The organism is Micromonospora sp. NPDC005252, from assembly GCF_042872475.1.
In the GTDB taxonomy this organism is placed as follows: Bacteria; Actinomycetota; Actinomycetes; order Mycobacteriales; family Micromonosporaceae; genus Micromonospora.
On sequence record NZ_JBIAKN010000005.1, the window covers coordinates 84325 to 100635 of the forward strand.

The 16311-nt window shown below is 68.6% G+C and carries 11 protein-coding genes; 5 read left to right on the top strand and 6 right to left on the bottom strand.

The features are described from left to right. Positions 1-139 precede the first annotated feature (139 nt). Positions 140-1186: a fatty acid desaturase family protein gene (locus tag ACFYPH_RS16485; protein ID WP_387182503.1), complete on the top strand. Its 1047-nt coding sequence runs from the start codon at positions 140-142 to the stop codon at positions 1184-1186. 122 nt (positions 1187-1308) lie between these two features. On the opposite strand, the gene ACFYPH_RS16490 is transcribed toward ACFYPH_RS16485, so the two are convergent. After that, positions 1309-2454 carry a helix-turn-helix domain-containing protein gene (locus ACFYPH_RS16490; protein WP_387182506.1) on the bottom strand — a complete coding sequence of 382 codons (1146 nt, stop codon included), beginning with the start codon at positions 2452-2454 and terminating at the stop codon, positions 1309-1311. Between the two features lie 274 nt (positions 2455-2728). Next, positions 2729-3919 carry a helix-turn-helix domain-containing protein gene (locus ACFYPH_RS16495; protein ID WP_387183133.1) on the bottom strand — a complete coding sequence of 397 codons (1191 nt, stop codon included), beginning with the start codon at positions 3917-3919 and terminating at the stop codon, positions 2729-2731. A 448-nt stretch (positions 3920-4367) separates the two neighbouring features. Here ACFYPH_RS16495 and ACFYPH_RS16500 point away from each other — a divergent pair, with 448 nt between their 5' ends. Together ACFYPH_RS16500 and ACFYPH_RS16505 are read left to right on the top strand one after the other, a co-directional pair. Next, on the top strand, positions 4368-4949 hold the full coding sequence (locus ACFYPH_RS16500; RefSeq protein WP_387182508.1) for an ATP-binding protein: 582 nt from the start codon (positions 4368-4370) through the stop codon (positions 4947-4949). Beyond that, a complete protein-coding gene (locus ACFYPH_RS16505) occupies positions 4928-6625 on the top strand; it encodes a tetratricopeptide repeat protein (protein ID WP_387182510.1) in 1698 nt (565 codons plus the stop codon). The genes ACFYPH_RS16500 and ACFYPH_RS16505 overlap by 22 nt, the downstream gene beginning before the upstream one ends. A gap of 211 nt (positions 6626-6836) precedes the next feature. Here ACFYPH_RS16505 and treZ read toward each other — a convergent pair whose 3' ends face one another. The 3 genes from treZ to glgX are packed head-to-tail and all read right to left on the bottom strand — an operon-like array spanning position 6837 to position 12983. Next, entirely contained in the window at positions 6837-8561 is a 1725-nt protein-coding gene (gene treZ / locus ACFYPH_RS16510) for a malto-oligosyltrehalose trehalohydrolase (RefSeq protein WP_387182512.1), read from the bottom strand. Continuing rightward, the gene (gene treY / locus ACFYPH_RS16515) at positions 8561-10864 is read right to left on the bottom strand and encodes a malto-oligosyltrehalose synthase (protein ID WP_387182515.1); all 2304 of its coding nucleotides are present in this window, start codon (positions 10862-10864) and stop codon (positions 8561-8563) included. Before treY ends, treZ begins: the two co-directional genes overlap by 1 nt. A 1-nt stretch (position 10865) precedes the next feature. After that, a complete protein-coding gene (gene glgX, locus ACFYPH_RS16520) occupies positions 10866-12983 on the bottom strand; it encodes a glycogen debranching protein GlgX (RefSeq protein ID WP_387182518.1) in 2118 nt (705 codons plus the stop codon). Positions 12984-13317: 334 nt separating this feature from the next. On the opposite strand from glgX, the gene ACFYPH_RS16525 reads away from it, so the two are divergent. Then, the gene (locus tag ACFYPH_RS16525; RefSeq protein WP_387182521.1) at positions 13318-14763 is read left to right on the top strand and encodes a glycosyltransferase family 4 protein; all 1446 of its coding nucleotides are present in this window, start codon (positions 13318-13320) and stop codon (positions 14761-14763) included. A 196-nt stretch (positions 14764-14959) separates the two neighbouring features. Further along, positions 14960-15604 (top strand): maleylpyruvate isomerase N-terminal domain-containing protein, encoded by a 645-nt coding sequence (locus tag ACFYPH_RS16530; protein ID WP_355136962.1) that lies wholly within the window; start codon positions 14960-14962, stop codon positions 15602-15604. 375 nt (positions 15605-15979) lie between these two features. On the opposite strand, the gene ACFYPH_RS16535 is transcribed toward ACFYPH_RS16530, so the two are convergent. Beyond that, positions 15980-16177, bottom strand: a complete 198-nt coding sequence (locus tag ACFYPH_RS16535; protein ID WP_387182524.1) for a hypothetical protein — start codon at positions 16175-16177, stop codon at positions 15980-15982. Between the last annotated feature and the right edge of the window lie 134 nt (positions 16178-16311).

Below are 16311 nucleotides of genomic sequence, written 5' to 3' on the forward strand. Positions count from 1 at the left end.
AGACGTGGCTGTGAGGAAGACTGGGGCCGTCAGCGGCGGTTTGCTTGTTCGATCCCGTCGGACCACCGATGACGTTGCGCGAACGCCTGGTCATGGCTGACAGCGGAGCCGGCGAGCTGATCGGCGTGGCTGACAAGGAGTGGCGACGTTGAGTGATACGGATCTTGGCGCCCGCAGCGACCGGGGCAGTGAGTACGCCGACCTTTCCCGCGTGGTCCGAAACGCGGGTCTCCTCGACCGACGAGCCCGCCGCTACGCGGCGCGGGTGACGGTGATGCTGGGTTGTCTCGTACTGATGGGCGTGCTGTTCGTGCGGCTCGGGTCGTCGTGGTGGCAGACGGCTACCGCGGCCGGTGTCGCGGTGCTCCTCGCGCAGCTGGCGTTTCTCGGTCACGACGCCGGGCATCGGCAGATCTTCCGCTCCCGCCGGGCGAACGACGTGGTCGGCCTGGTGTGCGCCAACCTGGTGACCGGGATCAGTTACGGCTGGTGGGTCGACAAGCACAACCGCCACCATGCAAACCCGAACACCGAGGGCCGCGACCCCGACCTCATGGTGGCTCCGCTGTCCTTCACCCCGGGTCAGGCTGCGGCGCAGCGGGGCCTGCGGGCGCTGTTCGTCCGGCACCAGGCGGCGCTGTTCTTTCCTCTGCTGCTGGTGGAGGGTCTGCATTTGCACGCCGCCAGCGTCCGGGCGCTCGTCCGCGGCGGCGGGCTCAGGCGCCGGCGCACGGAGGCCGGCCTGCTCGTCCTGCATTTCGCCGGCTACCTCGGGGCCGTGTTCCTGGTCCTGAGCGTGCCGCAGGCGATCGTGTTCATCCTGGTCAACCAGGCCCTCTTCGGGCTCTACCTGGGCAGTTCCTTCGCCCCGAACCACAAGGGCATGCCCATCCTGACCGAGGCCGACAACCTCGACTACCTACGCCGACAGGTCCTCACCTCCCGCAACGTGCGCGGCGGCCCGTTCCTCGACGCACTACTCGGTGGGCTCAACTACCAGATCGAACACCACCTCTTCCCCAGCATGCCCCGACCCAACCTCCGCCACGCCCAGCCGCTGATCCGTCAGTTCTGCGCGGAACACGAGATCGCCTACCACGAAACCACCCTCATTCAGTCCTGGGCACAAGGGCTGGCACACCTACGGGCAATGGGTGCCGCATCGACCCGACCGGGCAACCGCTGAGACTGGTCGGTCACCGATCGCTGACCTTGGCCTTGCCGGGCTGACCGGGGTCGGGGTCGCCGGGCCGCTCGGCCGCTGCCGCCGGCCACCGGCCACCGGCCGGGTCGGTACCCTCAGGCCGCTCAGCGGGTGAGGCCGACGAGCGTCGCCAGGCGCGCCACGCCGGCCGGCGCCGGGTTCGCGCGGGCGACATCAGCGATCACGGTACGCGCCAACGGCCGGCACCGAACCTCAGCCGGCGCGACACTGTCCGCGTCGACCAGCGCGCGGGCGGCCCCGCGCAGGTCACCCAACTGGAGGTATGCCCGCGCGGCGTCCACCAGGTACGCGCCCCGATACTCGGCCGGCAGTCGCCGCCACGCCTCCCGCCGCACCACTGTCGAGTGCCGTCGTAGCGCCTCGTCGGTGTCACCCCGCGAGGCCGCCAGCAGCACCCGGACCAGCTCGACGGTGATCGGGGCGAAGCTGGTGCGGTGCTGATCGTCGTACCCCCGAAGGTTGGTGGCGACGCCCGCGGCCCGGTCGGTCAGCTCCTTGGCGCGGTGGTGCTCGCCGCAGCCGGCGGCGGCGAGGGCGGCCTGGAGCAGCAGCGTCCCGCCCACGGCCCACTCCCCCGCCGACCGCTGCGGCCTGATGCGGTTCGCGGCGGCGAGTGTCGCGGCCAGGGCGAGGCGGTCGCGGCCCGACGCGCGCAGCGCCTGCCCGACGGCGATGGCCGCCGACGCCGCGAGGGCGTGGTCGTCGCCGGCGGCGCCCATCGCCCGGTCGGCGGCCAGCCAGGCGAGGTCGGCCTCGCCGAGCTTGACCAGCAGAGACGAGGTGATCCGGTACGTCTGCACCAGCAGCTCCGCCGATCGCGCGCCCTGGGCGGTGTCGAGCAGGCCCGGCAACAGGCGCACCAACTGCCCGTAGTGCGCGTGCTGGTAGGTCAACCAGGCGTGCCCGACCTGCCGTCGCAGCTCGTCGGTCTGCGGTGGAGCCTGCGGGAGGTCGTAGCGGGCGAGAGCGGCCCGGATGTCGTCCACCCCGTCCGGCGTGCCCGCGGGGGTGCTCCGCGGCTGGCCGAGCAGCGCCTCCGGCTCGACGCGCAGGACGTGGGCCAGTTCCTGGATCACCGAGTACCGGTCCAGGGGGCGGACACCCCGCTCGATCTTGTCGACCCAGCTCTTCGACCTACGCAGCCGGTCGGCGAGCATCTGCTGGGTCATCTGCCGCCGCACCCGCCAGCTCGCCACCCTTCGGCCAATAGGGAGGTCATCGCTGGTCACGCCGCCACCGCCGGTCCGGGACCGCGCGGGTCGTGTCGTCTACTGGTACGCGCTCCGCCTCGGCTTGGGCCAGGAGGCGCTGCTTGGCAGCCTCCCGCTCGGCAGCTTCACCCGTGTTCTCCGGAGGGTTGTCGTCCTGACCGCTCATCCCCGCCTCATCCGGTAAGGGCGCAGCCGTGCTCGGGATCGACCACCACAGCGCCAGGTCATCGGGACGCGGTCACGTCCCAAACCGGACACTAGGGTGGATTGGTGATGCGGTGATTACTGGCAGTTATGCGGCCAGGTTGATGCCGATGCGGCCGGCGAGCAGGCGCAGGTCGTCGGGGATGGCTCGGCGCTGGGCGCGTTGGGCCAGGGTCACCACGGCATCGCGGGCGAGGGGGTTGATGGCGAACGGGATCGGCGCTGCTCGCTCAGCCTGCACGAACGCGGCCAGCGCCTCAACGTCTCTGCGTCCGCCGTCAGCCAGGGCACGACCGAGGTCGAGCCAGTAGGACTGCTGGCGGATGGACGCCGCGAGCACCTGCGGTCGGACCGTGCGGGACAACTCGATGACTCGGCCGGACTCGCCTTGCTCGGCGGCGATGGACATCTCCCAGAGCCCGACGTTGGTTGGTCCGAACCCGCAGCCGTTGAAGCCAGCCCCGTCGGTCGGATCCCCGAGGGTTGCCGCCTCGCGGGCCGCCTCGGCAAGGTGATCGCGTGCCGCGTCCTGACGACCGCTGACCGTCGACGTCAACGCGGCCGAGAGATGAAGTTGTCCGAGCATCTGTCGCACCCGCTCGTCGGCGGCGTCGGCTTGGAGTTGGGTCAGTGACCGGTCGGCTGCACGGGCCGCAACCGATGCGGATTCGATTGGCAGGCTCTGCGCGTAGGCGAAGCGGGAGGCGGCGATCCATGCCGGGTCTTCGGTGCCTTCGGCGACCGTCCCGGCGAGCCGGGCGGCGTTGAGTGCCAGGTGGCGGTATCCGAGGTTCCGCAGGCAGGTGGCGGCTTGGTAAGCCACCTGGACGAGGACGGTGCCGCCCACGGCGGCGGCTTCGAGGAGCAGGCCGGGGAGCATCCGAGCCATCGCGGGATAGTTGCACGAGGTGCGTAGTTGCTCGGCGCGGGCAATCTCGGCCGCTAGGCGATCGGCCGCATAGCTCGAAGGGCGGCGCTCGCCGTCCTCGATCTCGATCAGAGCCGACCAGATCGCGGGCACGCACTCGGCGGCACCCTCGCGGGCCGGGTCGCCGGATTCGGTGCCCTGGCCGAGCAGGTCCGCCACCGTGACCTGGAGAGCAGCGGCGAGAGCCACCAGGGTGGAGCGACGATCTATCGTCTTCCGCCCCGACTCGACCTGCGACACGTACGACTGAGTGACACCAGCTAGCCCCGCGAGGACGGCCTGAGTCATGCCGCCACGGCGCATCCGCCAGTAGCGAATCCTGGCACCGATGGTGTCCGGCTTCCTCACGATGTCTTCACCCCGCTCCCCGGGTTGACGACTGGATAGCGGGTACGAACCCCTAGCCTGCAAAGTTGACAGTACACTGCGGAGCGTTCGACGTAGTGACGCTAAGCGCTCGGAGCGACCTTCGCGTTGCCTAGACCAACGCATGGCCCTGTCTTGGAGGGTCCATTAGTCCTCCAGCAAGCAGAGGGGAACCACCGCGTTGGACCGACCTCCGTTCGCCTACGCGAACGCCGGCAATACGGACCAGACGCTTTGCACCGTCGATATCGATCCCACCGCTAAATAATCTCGATCCTGGATCAAGTCCTCAAGGCCGCAGATTTGGCCCGATTCGGGCAATTCTTGCGCGCCCAATGAGCCGCGACGGAGCGACGGGGCCGATCGTTAGACGTGCATGGACCTTGTGGCACCCAAACGCTATAGTGCTCGCCAGATCGGAAGGCGGGCAGACATGCGCGAAGAGATCGCCCAGGCGATTCGGCAGAAGAACATTGCCGTTGCACTGCGATTTGTTTACGACAAATCTACAATCCGACCTCGCTTTGGATACAACCACGAAACCGAGTTGTGGGATTACAAGAGGGATTGTCCGCCGAAAAGCGGCCCCAACGTTGATGCAGCCTGGGCCAATATCGCCTCAGACGTTCTCGCATTCCACAATCAGCAAGGCGGCCTCATATTCTTCGGCGTCGACGACGCATCCTTCCAGTTCGTGGGCGCAACTCGGATGTTGGACAGCAAAATGTTCAATGATCAACTTCGCCGCTACTTGCCTGACAACATTTTCGTCGAGTACAGCCGAGAATTCATACAGGATGATCAGCGGTACCTCGGTGTCGCGTTGATCCCACCGCGCGGGCCTATGCCTGCCAGGTTCCGCGCCGGGGCGCCGTTGCTCAACGGAAAACGGAAGTTTGAGAAAGAGGCTCTGCAAGGAGGGAGGGCGACAGCACTAGAATCCTCACTCCAGCAAAGACAGAGGCGTGGATCCAGTCCCTACATGTTCCCACCGTGGGCAATTCTTTTGCCGTAGACATCCCATACTTCCGCATCCTCAAACCTGAATACGAAGAGTTTGTGCAGCGGTCAGAATTGGGCAGGCGAATCGAGCGCTCGCTGCGGGATGGCCGCATTGCTGTCACGTCATTGATTGGAATTGGCGGGATGGGCAAGACCGCACTAGCTACATGGGCCACCTTACGAGCTTACGAGGCAAAAACGTTCAAGTATATTGTCAGCGTGACGGCCAAAGATCGAGAATTGACGGCGACCGGAATTGTTGGCCTCGAAAATAAACTTACGAGCTTCGAACGACTTCTAGACGAAATCGCCGAAGTATTGCAATTCCCTGACTTACGCGAGCTGCCAATCGAAAAAAAGGAAGAGGAAGTCCGCACTTTACTCGGAAGTGACACCGGTCTTATATATGTTGACAACCTTGAAACGGTTGATGACGCACGTATCATCGATTTCTTAGACGAGCTCCCTGTCGGCGTCCGAGCCATTGTCACTTCACGTCGATCTCGAGTCCGTGTGGCCGTTCGTCCGGTTGACATTCGTACTATGAACGACAAAGAGGTCGTTGCCTTCGTTCTCATGTTGACGAAGCAATCAGCCTTCAAACACCTCGGACGTATTACTCCAACCGAGGCGCTGAGGGTAGGATCTGCATGGAATGGTATCCCGCTAGCGATACGGTGGGCATTTTCTCGCAGTAAATCGGTGGAGGAAGCCATAGCGTCTGCTGAGGCCGCTGTAGCCATTGGCCGACAAAGTGAAGAGCTTCTCGAATTCTCCTTCAGGCGAATATTTGACAACTTGAGCCCGTTGGAACGGAGTGTCCTTCAGGTGCTTTCCGTATTGCAACGCGCCATTCCAATCGAAGCAATCGTCGCTTCCACGGCTTCCGGCAATATCGACGTTATTGACTCATTGGACGATCTCGTCAACGACTCCTTGGCAGTTCGCGAATTCGACACGAACCGAAACGACTACTGCTACACGTTACTACCGATAACCCGGGCTTTTGTGCAACACGATATGAGATCGAACGCGGCCCAGGCTCGAGATTTACACCAGAAGCTTCGCAATTGGTTTGAGGCCTACGATGTCAAAAATTCCGAAGAGAGGCTGATCGTCAGGCAGTTGCGTCAGGGCGGCGCTGCCGATGATACCGCTCTCGTCGACCTTGCAGTCGCAGCCGAACGTGAAAACAAGCTTGACGTGGCAGAAAGGCTATTTCAGCAGGCACTCAGCCGAGCGCCAAGGTCATGGCGTGCCGCTCGACTCTATGGCGAGTTCCTCCGACACAAACGCCACGACCTCGCCGGTGCACTCCGCCTTTACGGGCAAGCGATGGCGAATGCACCCACCCGCGGCTCTGATCGTTCTCTCATTTACCGAGAGTACGGCATTCTGATGAAGGATTCTGGCGAACCGGATGCAACAGACAAGGCTACGGTGGCACTCAAGGAGGCAGTCGCTGAGGCGCCAAATGACCTGATTGCAGCAGGTGCCCTAGCCGGCGTACTCGACAGGAAAGGTGCCTCCCGAGCAGTTATCGAGGTTTTGGAAGTACGCTTTGGGCGGGGTGATTCAAAGTTTAGATCTATTGCCTATCCCGTCCTTCTTCGAGCATACGAGCGAACCAACGAGATTCTTAAAGCAGCCGAGCTGAAGCGCCGCTACACCGAGAGCCTTCATGACTAAAGGCTATCCGTGGCTGCAGTGTTGACTCCGATAAGTCAGCTGACCTCAGCTATGCTTTCAACCCCAGGGACGTATCCGATGCGGGCACAGTGACGTATTGTGCTGAAACTATCTCCACAGCCGGGCTCATTGAATTAAGTGCTCTAATTTGTCGCCCTCTCCTGCTCACCTTTGTTCAGCTTCACTCGGGTTTACGCAGAATCCGCAGGCCTCAGAGCGCCACGATCGCCGCTGTCTCAGCGGGCAGCTCGATACGGTCCCGCATCACCGTGACGCCCTCGCCGGTTGCCAGCAGAACCCGCCGCGCCACTCCAGGCAACGACACCCCCTGCCCCCGCCCAGCGAAGTTGGCGACAACCAACGTCTCCCCCCGCCGCATCAGCAGGAACTGGTCCCCGTGCTGCACCGATACCTCGTGCATCCGAGGATCCGACAGATCAGCCACCGACCGCCGCAACCCGATCAACCGCTGGTAGAACGCCAACATCTCCCGATGCTCAGGCTTGTCCAGCTCGGCCCAGTCCAACCGCGACCGCACGAACGTCTCCGGGTCCTGCGGATCCGGCACGTCCCCCTCAGCCCACCCGTGCGAAGCAAACTCCCGCCGCCGCCCCAGAGCCACGGCGGTAGCCAGCTCAGGCTCAGGGTGCGATGTGAAGAACTGCCACGGCGTGGAGGCGGCCCACTCCTCCCCCATGAACAGCATGGGAGTGAAGGGCGCCGTCAGCAGCAGCATCGCCCCGACCCGGAGCAGCCCAGGCGACAGCGACGCCGAGATCCGATCCCCGGTGGCCCGGTTCCCGATCTGGTCGTGGTTCTGCAAATACGCCACCAGCCGGTGACCAGGGACGCGAGAGTCGAGAGGCCGCCCGTGGTGACGGTTGCGGAAGCTCGACCAGGTGCCCGCGTGGAAGAAGCCGCCGGTCAGCACGTCCGACAGGGTCTCCAGGGAGCCAAAGTCGCCGTAGTACCCCTGCCGCTCCCCCGTCAGCAGCGTGTGCAGCGCGTGGTGGGCGTCGTCGTTCCACTGGGCGTGCAGCCCGAACCCACCGGCCTCCCGAGGCGTGATCAGCCGCGGGTCGTTCAGGTCCGATTCGGCGATCAGCGACAACGGCCGCCCCAGGTGCGTCGACAGCGACTCGACCTCGATGGCCAGCTCTTCGAGCAGCGGGATCGCCCGGGTGTCCGGCAGGGCGTGCACGGCGTCCAGGCGTAGCCCGTCGACGTGGTAGTCGCGCAGCCACATGAGCACGCTGTCGATGATGTAGCGGCGTACCTCGTCGGAGTGCGGGCCGTCCAGGTTGACCGAGCGGCCCCACGTGTTGCTCTGCTCGGCGAGGTAGGGCCCGAACCGCGGCGCGTAGGCCCCGGAGGGCCCGAAATGGTTGTAGACGACGTCGAGGATCACCCCCAACCCGCGCGCGTGGGCGGCGTCGACGAACCGTTTCAGGCCGTCGGGGCCGCCGTAGGGCTGGTGCGGGGCAAACCAGCAGACGCCGTCGTACCCCCAGTTGTGTTCGCCGTTGAAGGCGTTGACCGGGAGCAGTTCGATCAGGTCGACACCGAGGTTCACCAGGTGGTCGAGGCGGTCGATGGCCGCGTCGAAGGTGCCTTCCGGGGTGAAGGTGCCGATGTGCAGCTCGTACAGGATGCTGCCGGGCAGTTGCCGGCCCGTCCACGCGCTGTCGGACCACTCGAAGGCGGAGTGGTCGTAGCGGCGGCTCGGCCCGTGCACCCCCGCAGGCTGCCACGGCGAGCGGGGGTCGGGCAGTGGGGTTTCCTCGTCGTTCAGCAGAAAGGAGTAGTCGAGGCCGGCGTCGGGCACCTCGACCCGCCACCAGCCGTCGGCGGCGGCGCGCATCTCGTGGTCGGTGTCGCCGGCCAGGCGCAGCCGCACCCGCGTGGCGTCCGGCGCCCAGACGGAAAACTCGGTCATCAAACGGCCTCCTCGGCAGCGGGGAGAGGAGCCAGCAGAGCGACGGGATAGTCGGCCAGAAGATTGTCCAGCGACGTCTCCCCGCCACTGTAGACCCGGCCGGTGAACAGGTCCTTCACCTCGTTAACACCAAGCGACAGGGCTGTGTCGCGCCAGCCGCCGGCGCGCGCCAGACCCAGCGGCAGGCGGGTCGCCACGGGGATCGCGCCACCCCGGTCGAACGCCACCACGTGCCGACCGGCCGGCCCGTGCGCCGGCACCGGCCGGTAGCCGGTGAACAGCTCCGGGTGCGCCCGCCGCAACCGCAGCGTCCGCGACACGACGAGCAGCTTCGCTGCTCCGTCGGTGTCGACCGGGGGACGCCAGCCGCCGTCGAGCCGCGCCAGCATCTCCCGGCGTACGTCGAAGTCGACCGGCCGGCGATTGTCCGGGTCGACGAGGGAGTTGTCCCACAGCTCGGTGCCCTGGTAGGTGTCCGGCACGCCGGGCATGGTGAGCTGGATCAGCTTCTGCCCGAGCGAGTTGCACCAGCCGGCCGGGGTGATGGCGGCGGCGAGTTCGGTCAGCTCGTCGTGCAGGCTCGGGTCGTCGTACATCCGGTCGATCACCGCGTGCATGGCCTGCTCGAAGGCCGGGTCCGGGTCCGCCCAACTGGTCGAGGCCGCGGCCTCCCGGGCGGCCTTCTCGGCGTACGCGTGCAGCCGCTCCCGCTCGATCGGCCACGCCCCGACGGCGGTCTGCCAGAGCAGGTGGGCGAACGACGGGTCGGGCAGCGGCGCGTACTCCATCCAGGTCTCGACCTGCTCGGCCCAGCGGTCCGGCAGCTCGCTGAGCACGGCGAGGCGGGCGCGGACGTCCTCGCCGCGCTTCGTGTCGTGGGTGGAGAGGGTGGTCATGCTCGCGGGCCAGCGGACCTGCCGGGCGGCGGCGAAGCGGTGGAACTCCGCCGGTGGCACGCCGAAGTGGGCGGGGCTGCCGCCGACCTCGTTGAGCGCCACGAACCGGGTCCAGCGGTAGAACGCGGTGTCCTCCACGCCCTTGGCCATCACCGCGCCGGTGAGCTGCGGGAAACGCATCGCCAGCTCGTCGTCGGGGTCGCGCAGTCGGCGGGTGACCGCGTCCAGGGCGCCGGTCAGGTCGGGGCGGCGGCGGCCGGCCTCGGAGCGGGCGGCGGCCAGGTAGCGGGCGCCGTGTGGTGGGTAGCCGCGATAGACCGGGAAGGCAGCGGCCAGCTCGGCGAGCGCGGCGCGGGCCTGCTCGGTCGGCACCTCGGGGGCGAGCGCGGCCAGCCGGGTCAGCTCGGCGGCGAGCAGCGTGGTGGCGGCGGCCAGCTTCGTGGTGTGGGTCAGGTCCTGCCACGAGGTGTGGTGCCCGGCGAGGCGGGTGTCCAACGCCGTGAAGTCGCCCTCGGCGTCCGGGTCGACGAACAGGCCGTTGACCGCGGCAAGGGCGTCGTAGCCGGTGGTGCCGTCCACCGGCCAGTCCGGCAGCTCCTCGCCGTACTCCAGGATCTTCTCCACCACGAGCCAGGCCGCCGGCGCGGCCTCGCGCAGTCGGGCGAGGTAGCCGGCGGGGTCGCGCAGGCCGTCCGGGTGGTCGACGCGGATGCCGTCGACCTCGCCGTCCGCGGTCCAGCGCAGGATCAGCTCGTGCACGGCGGCGAACACCGCCGGGTCCTCCACGCGCAGGCCCGCCAGGCCCGCGATGGCGAAGAACCGGCGGTACGTCAGCTCGGCGTCCCCGCGCCGCCAGGAGATCAGCTCATAGTGCTGCCGGTCGTGCACCTCGCGTGCGCTGCCGTCGCCGGTGCCGTCGGCGACCGGGAAGCGGTGCTCGTGGTAGCGCAGCTCGCCGTCGACGAGCTTCAGGTCGTCCAGGGCGGCCGGGTCATCGGCCAGCACCGGCAGCAGCAGCCGGCCCCGGTCCCAGTCGATGTCGAACCAGTCGGCGTACGACGAGTCGCGCCCCCGGCGCAGCACGTCCCACCAGGCCGGGTTGGCCGGCGGCACGGCGACCCCGGCGTGATTGGGCACGATGTCGACGACCAGGCCGAGCCGCTTCTCCCGCAGTGCCCGCAGCAGCCGCTGCCGGGCGGCCTCCCCGCCCAGCTCCGGGTTGACCGTGCGGTGGTCGACCACGTCGTAGCCGTGCGCGGAACCGGGCGTCGCGGCCAGCAGGGGGGCGCTGTAGAGGTGGCTGACGCCCAGGTCGGCGAGGTAGTCGAGGATGCCGGCGGTGGCGTCCAGGTCGTAGCCGGGACGGACCTGGACGCGGTAGGTGGCCTGCGGAGGGGTGGCGGCCATGTCAGATCGTCCTTTCCAGCACCACCAGGGAGCGGTCCGGCACCCGGATGGTGCCGCCCGCGCTGATCACCGTGGCTTCGTCGGGCTCGGGTTCGGCAGTGCTGATCACCCGTTCCCACTTCTGGCCGTACTCACTGCCGGGCATCGTGAAGTCCAACGGCGCGTCGTGGGCGTTGAAGCAGAGCAGGAACGAGGCGTCGTGGTGTTTCTGGCCGTACTGGCCGCGCTCGCGGATGCCCTCACCGTTGACGAACAGCGCCACCGAGCGGCCGAAGTCGTTGCCCCAGTCCTCGCCGGTCATCTCCCGCCCGTCGGGGGTGTGCCAGGCCAGGTCGGGCAGCGGCTCGTCGGTGCCGCGCCCACCCACCGGCAGACCGGTGAAGAACCGGCGGCGGCGGAACACCTGGTGCCGCTTGCGGAACTCGGTGAGCGTACGGACGAAGTCCAGCAGCTGTTCGTCGACGTTGTCCCAGTCGATCCAGGCCAGCTCGCTGTCCTGGCAGTAGGCGTTGTTGTTGCCGTGCTGGGTGCGGCCCAACTCGTCGCCGTGGCCGATCATCGGCACGCCCTGCGAGAGCATCAGCGTGGCCAGGAAGTTGCGCCGCTGCTTGGCCCGCAGGGCGAGCACCGCGTCGTCGTCGGTGTCGCCCTCCACGCCGCAGTTCCAGGACCGGTTGTGGCTCTCGCCGTCCCGGTTCTCCTCGCCGTTGGCCTCGTTGTGCTTGTCGTTGTACGACACCAAATCGGTGAGCGTGAACCCGTCGTGGACGGTCACGAAGTTGATGCTGTGGAACGGGCGGCGGCCGTCGTCCTGGTAGAGGTCGGCCGAGCCGGAGATCCGCGACGCGAACTCGGCGAGGGTGGCCGGCTCGCCGCGCCAGAAGTCCCGCACCGTGTCGCGGTACTTGCCGTTCCACTCGGTCCACAGCGGCGGGAAGTTGCCCACCTGGTAGCCGCCGGGGCCGACGTCCCACGGCTCGGCGATCAGCTTGACCTGGCTGACCACCGGGTCCTGCTGGACCACCTCGAAGAAGGTGGAGAGCCGGTCCACCTCGTAGAACTCGCGGGCCAGGGTGGCCGCCAGGTCGAACCGGAAGCCGTCGACGTGCATCTCGGTCACCCAGTACCGCAGCGAATCCATGATCAGTTGCAGCGAGTGCGGGCTGCGGACGTTGAGGCTATTGCCGGTGCCCGTGTAGTCGACGAAGTAGCGCCGGTCCTCCTCGCTGAGCCGGTAGTAGCTCGGGGCGTCCACGCCCTTGAAGCTCAACGTCGGCCCGAGGTGGTTGCCCTCGGCGGTGTGGTTGTAGACCACGTCGAGGATGACCTCGATGCCCGCCGCGTGCAGCGCCTTGACCATGCCCCGGAACTCCTGCACCTGCTGCCCCAGGTGGCCCAGGGCCGAGTAGCCGTGGTGCGGGGCGAAGAAGCCGATCGTGTTGTAACCCCAGTAGTTGCGCAGGCCCAGGTCGACGAGGCGGTGGTCGTGCACGAACTCGTGCACCGGCATCAGCTCGATCGCCGTCACCCCGAGCCGGGTCAGGTGCTCGATCATCGGCGGGGAGGCGATGCCCGCGTACGTGCCGCGCAGCTCCTCCGGGATGTCCGGGTGGCGCATGGTCAGCCCGCGCACGTGCGCCTCGTAGATCACCGAGTGGTGGTACGGCGTACGCGGCGGCTTGTCGTTGCCCCAGTCGAAGTACGGGTTGACCACCACCGACTTCGGCATGAACGGCGCCGAGTCGCTCTCGTTCATCCGCTCCGGGTCGGCCATGTCGTAGTCGTACACCGCCGGGTCCCACGTCACGTCACCGTCGATGGCCTTGGCGTACGGGTCGAGCAGCAGCTTGTGCGGGTTGCAGCGCAGCCCGTTCGCCGGGTCGTACGGCCCGTACACCCGGTAGCCGTAGCGCTGCCCCGGCTCGATGCCCGGCAGGTACGCGTGCCAGACGTAGGCGTCCACCTCGCGCAGCTCGACGCGGCGCTCGGCGCCGGTGTCCCACTCGTCGAAGAGGCAGAGTTCGATCCGCTCGGCCACCTCGGAGAAGATGGCGAAGTTGGTGCCCATCCCGTCGTAGGTGGCGCCCAGGGGATACCGCTCGCCCGGCCAGACCTGCATGTCGCTCCTTCAGACCATGGTCATGTGCGCACCGCGCCACGAGCGCGCCGACGACAGGCCGCCCACGCGCACGCCGGTATTGCCCTGCCCCCCGGTGCGCCAATCCATCCTTTCAGGCGATGACCGGAATCCACCTGTCTGATGCGCGCTACACCCTCAGGTGTCCTCCGTCACCATGGACGCTTTCAAGGTGCGTTCCGGGGCCCGATGCCCTTTGCTTGTCGGGGGGCACGCGTCCGCGCGCGACCTCACTCGGCCCTCGGCCACCCTTTCCACCTCTCACTCCGCCGCCACTGACGCCGGCGCGCACCACCATGCATGGACGGAGATTGATGTGACGACCCTGCGGGTCGATGAGCAGCTCGCTGCCACCAAGGACCGGGCCCACCGGCCCACCCTGACCTTTCGGCCGCAGCTTCCCGCGCAGCCCGGCCCGTCCGCGCAGCCCGGCGCGATCGTGCCCGCGCATGCCGGCCCCGGGGTGCCGCCGCAGACCCGTCGCATCCTCATGCTGTCGTGGGAGTACCCGCCGGTGCTCGTCGGCGGCCTCGGCCGACACGTGCACGCCCTCTCCGTCGCCCTCGCCGCCGCCGGCCACGACGTCACCGTCGTCACCCGCCACGCCGACGGCGCACCCCTGGAGGAATACGCCGACGGCGTCCGCATCCTGCGCGCCCCCGAAGACCCCGTCACCTTCCCCCTCGCCACCAACTCCCTGCTCGCCTGGACCATGGCCTTCAACCACACCCTCACCCGCACCGCCCTACGCGCCACCCAGGCCGGCAGCTACGACGTCATCCACGCCCACGACTGGCTCGTCGCCCACACCGCGATGACGTTGCGCGACCACCTGGACCTCCCCCTCGTCAGCACCATCCACGCCACCGAGGCGGGCCGGCACCAGGGCTGGCTGCCCGAGGAGATGAACCGCACCATCCACGGCGTCGAGCAGTGGCTCAGCAGCGAGTCCGGTCGGGTGATCGTCTGCTCCGGCTACATGCGCGACGAGGTGGGCGCGCTGTTCGGCGTACCGGCCGGACGCGTCGACGTGGTCGCCAACGGCGTCGAGTCACACCGCTGGAAGGTGCCGGCGCGGGACGTGGCCGCGGCGCGGGCCCGGTTCGCCGGGGACGGCCCACTGGTCACCTTCGCCGGCCGGCTCGTGTACGAGAAGGGCGTGCAGCACCTGATCGCCGCCCTCCCCCGGCTGCGCGAGCGGCACCCCGGGCTGCGCGCGGTGATCGCCGGCGACGGTCCGTACCGCGCCGAGTTGGAGGCCGAGGTGCACCGCCGCGGCCTGGGCGGCATGGTCTCCATGCCGGGCTTCCTGGGCGGCAATGACCTGCCGGCGTTGATGGCGGCGTCCGACTGCTTCGCGGTGCCGAGCATCTACGAGCCGTTCGGCATGGTGGCCCTGGAGGGCGCCGCCGCCGGAGCGCCCCTGGCCGTCGCCGCCACCGGCGGTCTCGCCGAGATCGTGGAGCCGGGAGCGACCGGGATGACGTTCCGCCCGCACGACCCGGACGGGCTCGCCGACGCCGTCGATGCGCTGCTGTCCGACCGCGAGCGGGCCCGTGCCATGGCCCGCCGCGCCCGCCGGATGGTCCACGACCAGTACGGCTGGTCGGCCATCGCCCAGCGCACCGCCGCCAGCTACGCCGCCGCCATCGCCAACGACGCCGCGTTCACGGCCGAACGCGCCGAGCAGCGCATGTCCCAGGGCCGGGCCCTCCCGGCACTGCCCGAGGGCAACCTGCTCGCCGCCGCCGGCCTGCGCTGACGGTCGGGCTGTTCCGGCCCGCTTGCGCTTGATCGACTCGGGTTCCTTGAAGTCGGGGTGTCCCGGTGCCGGGAATACCGCGACTTCCTGGAAGTCGAGTCGATCACATTGCAGTGACCGGGCTTCGCTGCTCAGCGCCGGCCGCCAGGCCGAGTCGATCACGGCGGAGGTCGGTCGGGCCTGCCAGAATGTGCGGATGTCTCGTCCTGTTGACGCCCTCGATTCCGCCTTTCCGGTCGCCGCCTCCATGGCGCTGGACCTGATCCGGCGCCCCGAGGTGTCCACGCAGTGGTCGAACCCGAGCGCCCTGCCGCACCTGTCCGTGGGCGCCCTGGCGTGCCACCTCGGGCGGCAGGCCGTACGGGCGGCGGAACTGCTGCCGACGCCCGCCGACCTGCCCACGCTGGAGTCGGCCGACAGCCACTACGAGCGGGCCGCCCGGGTCACCGAGGGCACTCCGGACGCCGACGCGGTCGCCGCGGGCTCGGACGAGGCCGACGCGCTCCGCGGCCCGGCGGACCTGCACGCCCGCTCCGGCGAGGCGCTGGCGAAGGTCAGCGACCTGCTGTCGCGGGGAGCCGCCGTCGACGTCGTGCCGATCCCGTGGCAGGGCTGGGCCCTGCGCCGCGCCGACTTCCTGCTCACACGTCAACTGGAGATCGTCGTGCACTCCGACGACCTCGCGGTCAGCGTCGGCGTGCCCACGCCGGAGTTCCCGGCGGAGGTCTTCGACCCCGTACGCGACCTGCTGGTCCGCCTGGCCGTCCGCCGGCACGGCCAGTCCGCGCTGATCGGCGCGCTGAGCCGCAGCGAGCGAGCCCCGGACATCTCCGCCTTCTGAACCCAACGTCCGACGCGCCCCACACCCCGCGCCGCCTCGGGCCCGGTGTCCGTCCCCCGGCCCCCTGGGTCCCTTGTTCGTCCCCTGTCGAGCTGCCCCAGATATGGGGCGGGCCGCCGGAAGCGAGAAGCGCGGATCAGCATCGCCAAAGCACGGATCAGCGCCGCCGAAGCGCGGATCAGCGTCACCGAAGCGCGGATCAGCGTCACGGAAGCGCGGATCAGCATCACCCGAGGAGCCCCGGGGCCGGGGCCGCCCCTTGATCGACTCCAGTTCGCCGACCTTGTGGTGTTCCGGCGCTGTTGATACCGCGATATCGGCGACCTGGAGCCGACCATTGGTCAGTCCAGCCCAACCAATCCGCGAAGCCATCCGTCAGCGGGGCAGGCCGGAGATCAGGCGCTTGAAGCCCGTCACGCCCCCGCCCCGCCCCGCCCCGGCCCGCCCCGGCCCGCCACGCCCCGCCTCGGCCCGCCCCGGCCCGCCACGCCCCGCCACGCCCCGGCCCGCCACGCCCCGCCACGCCCCGGCCCGCCCCGGCCCGCCACGCCCCGCCTCGGCCCGCCACGCCACGCCCCGCCTCGGCCCGCCTCGGCCCGCCCCATATGTGGGGCAGCTCGACAGGGGCCGAACCAGGGACTCGGGGTACGGCCCGGAGGGCCACCGGCCGGGGCAGATCGGCCGGCCCGCAAGCCGGAAGGCCCAGC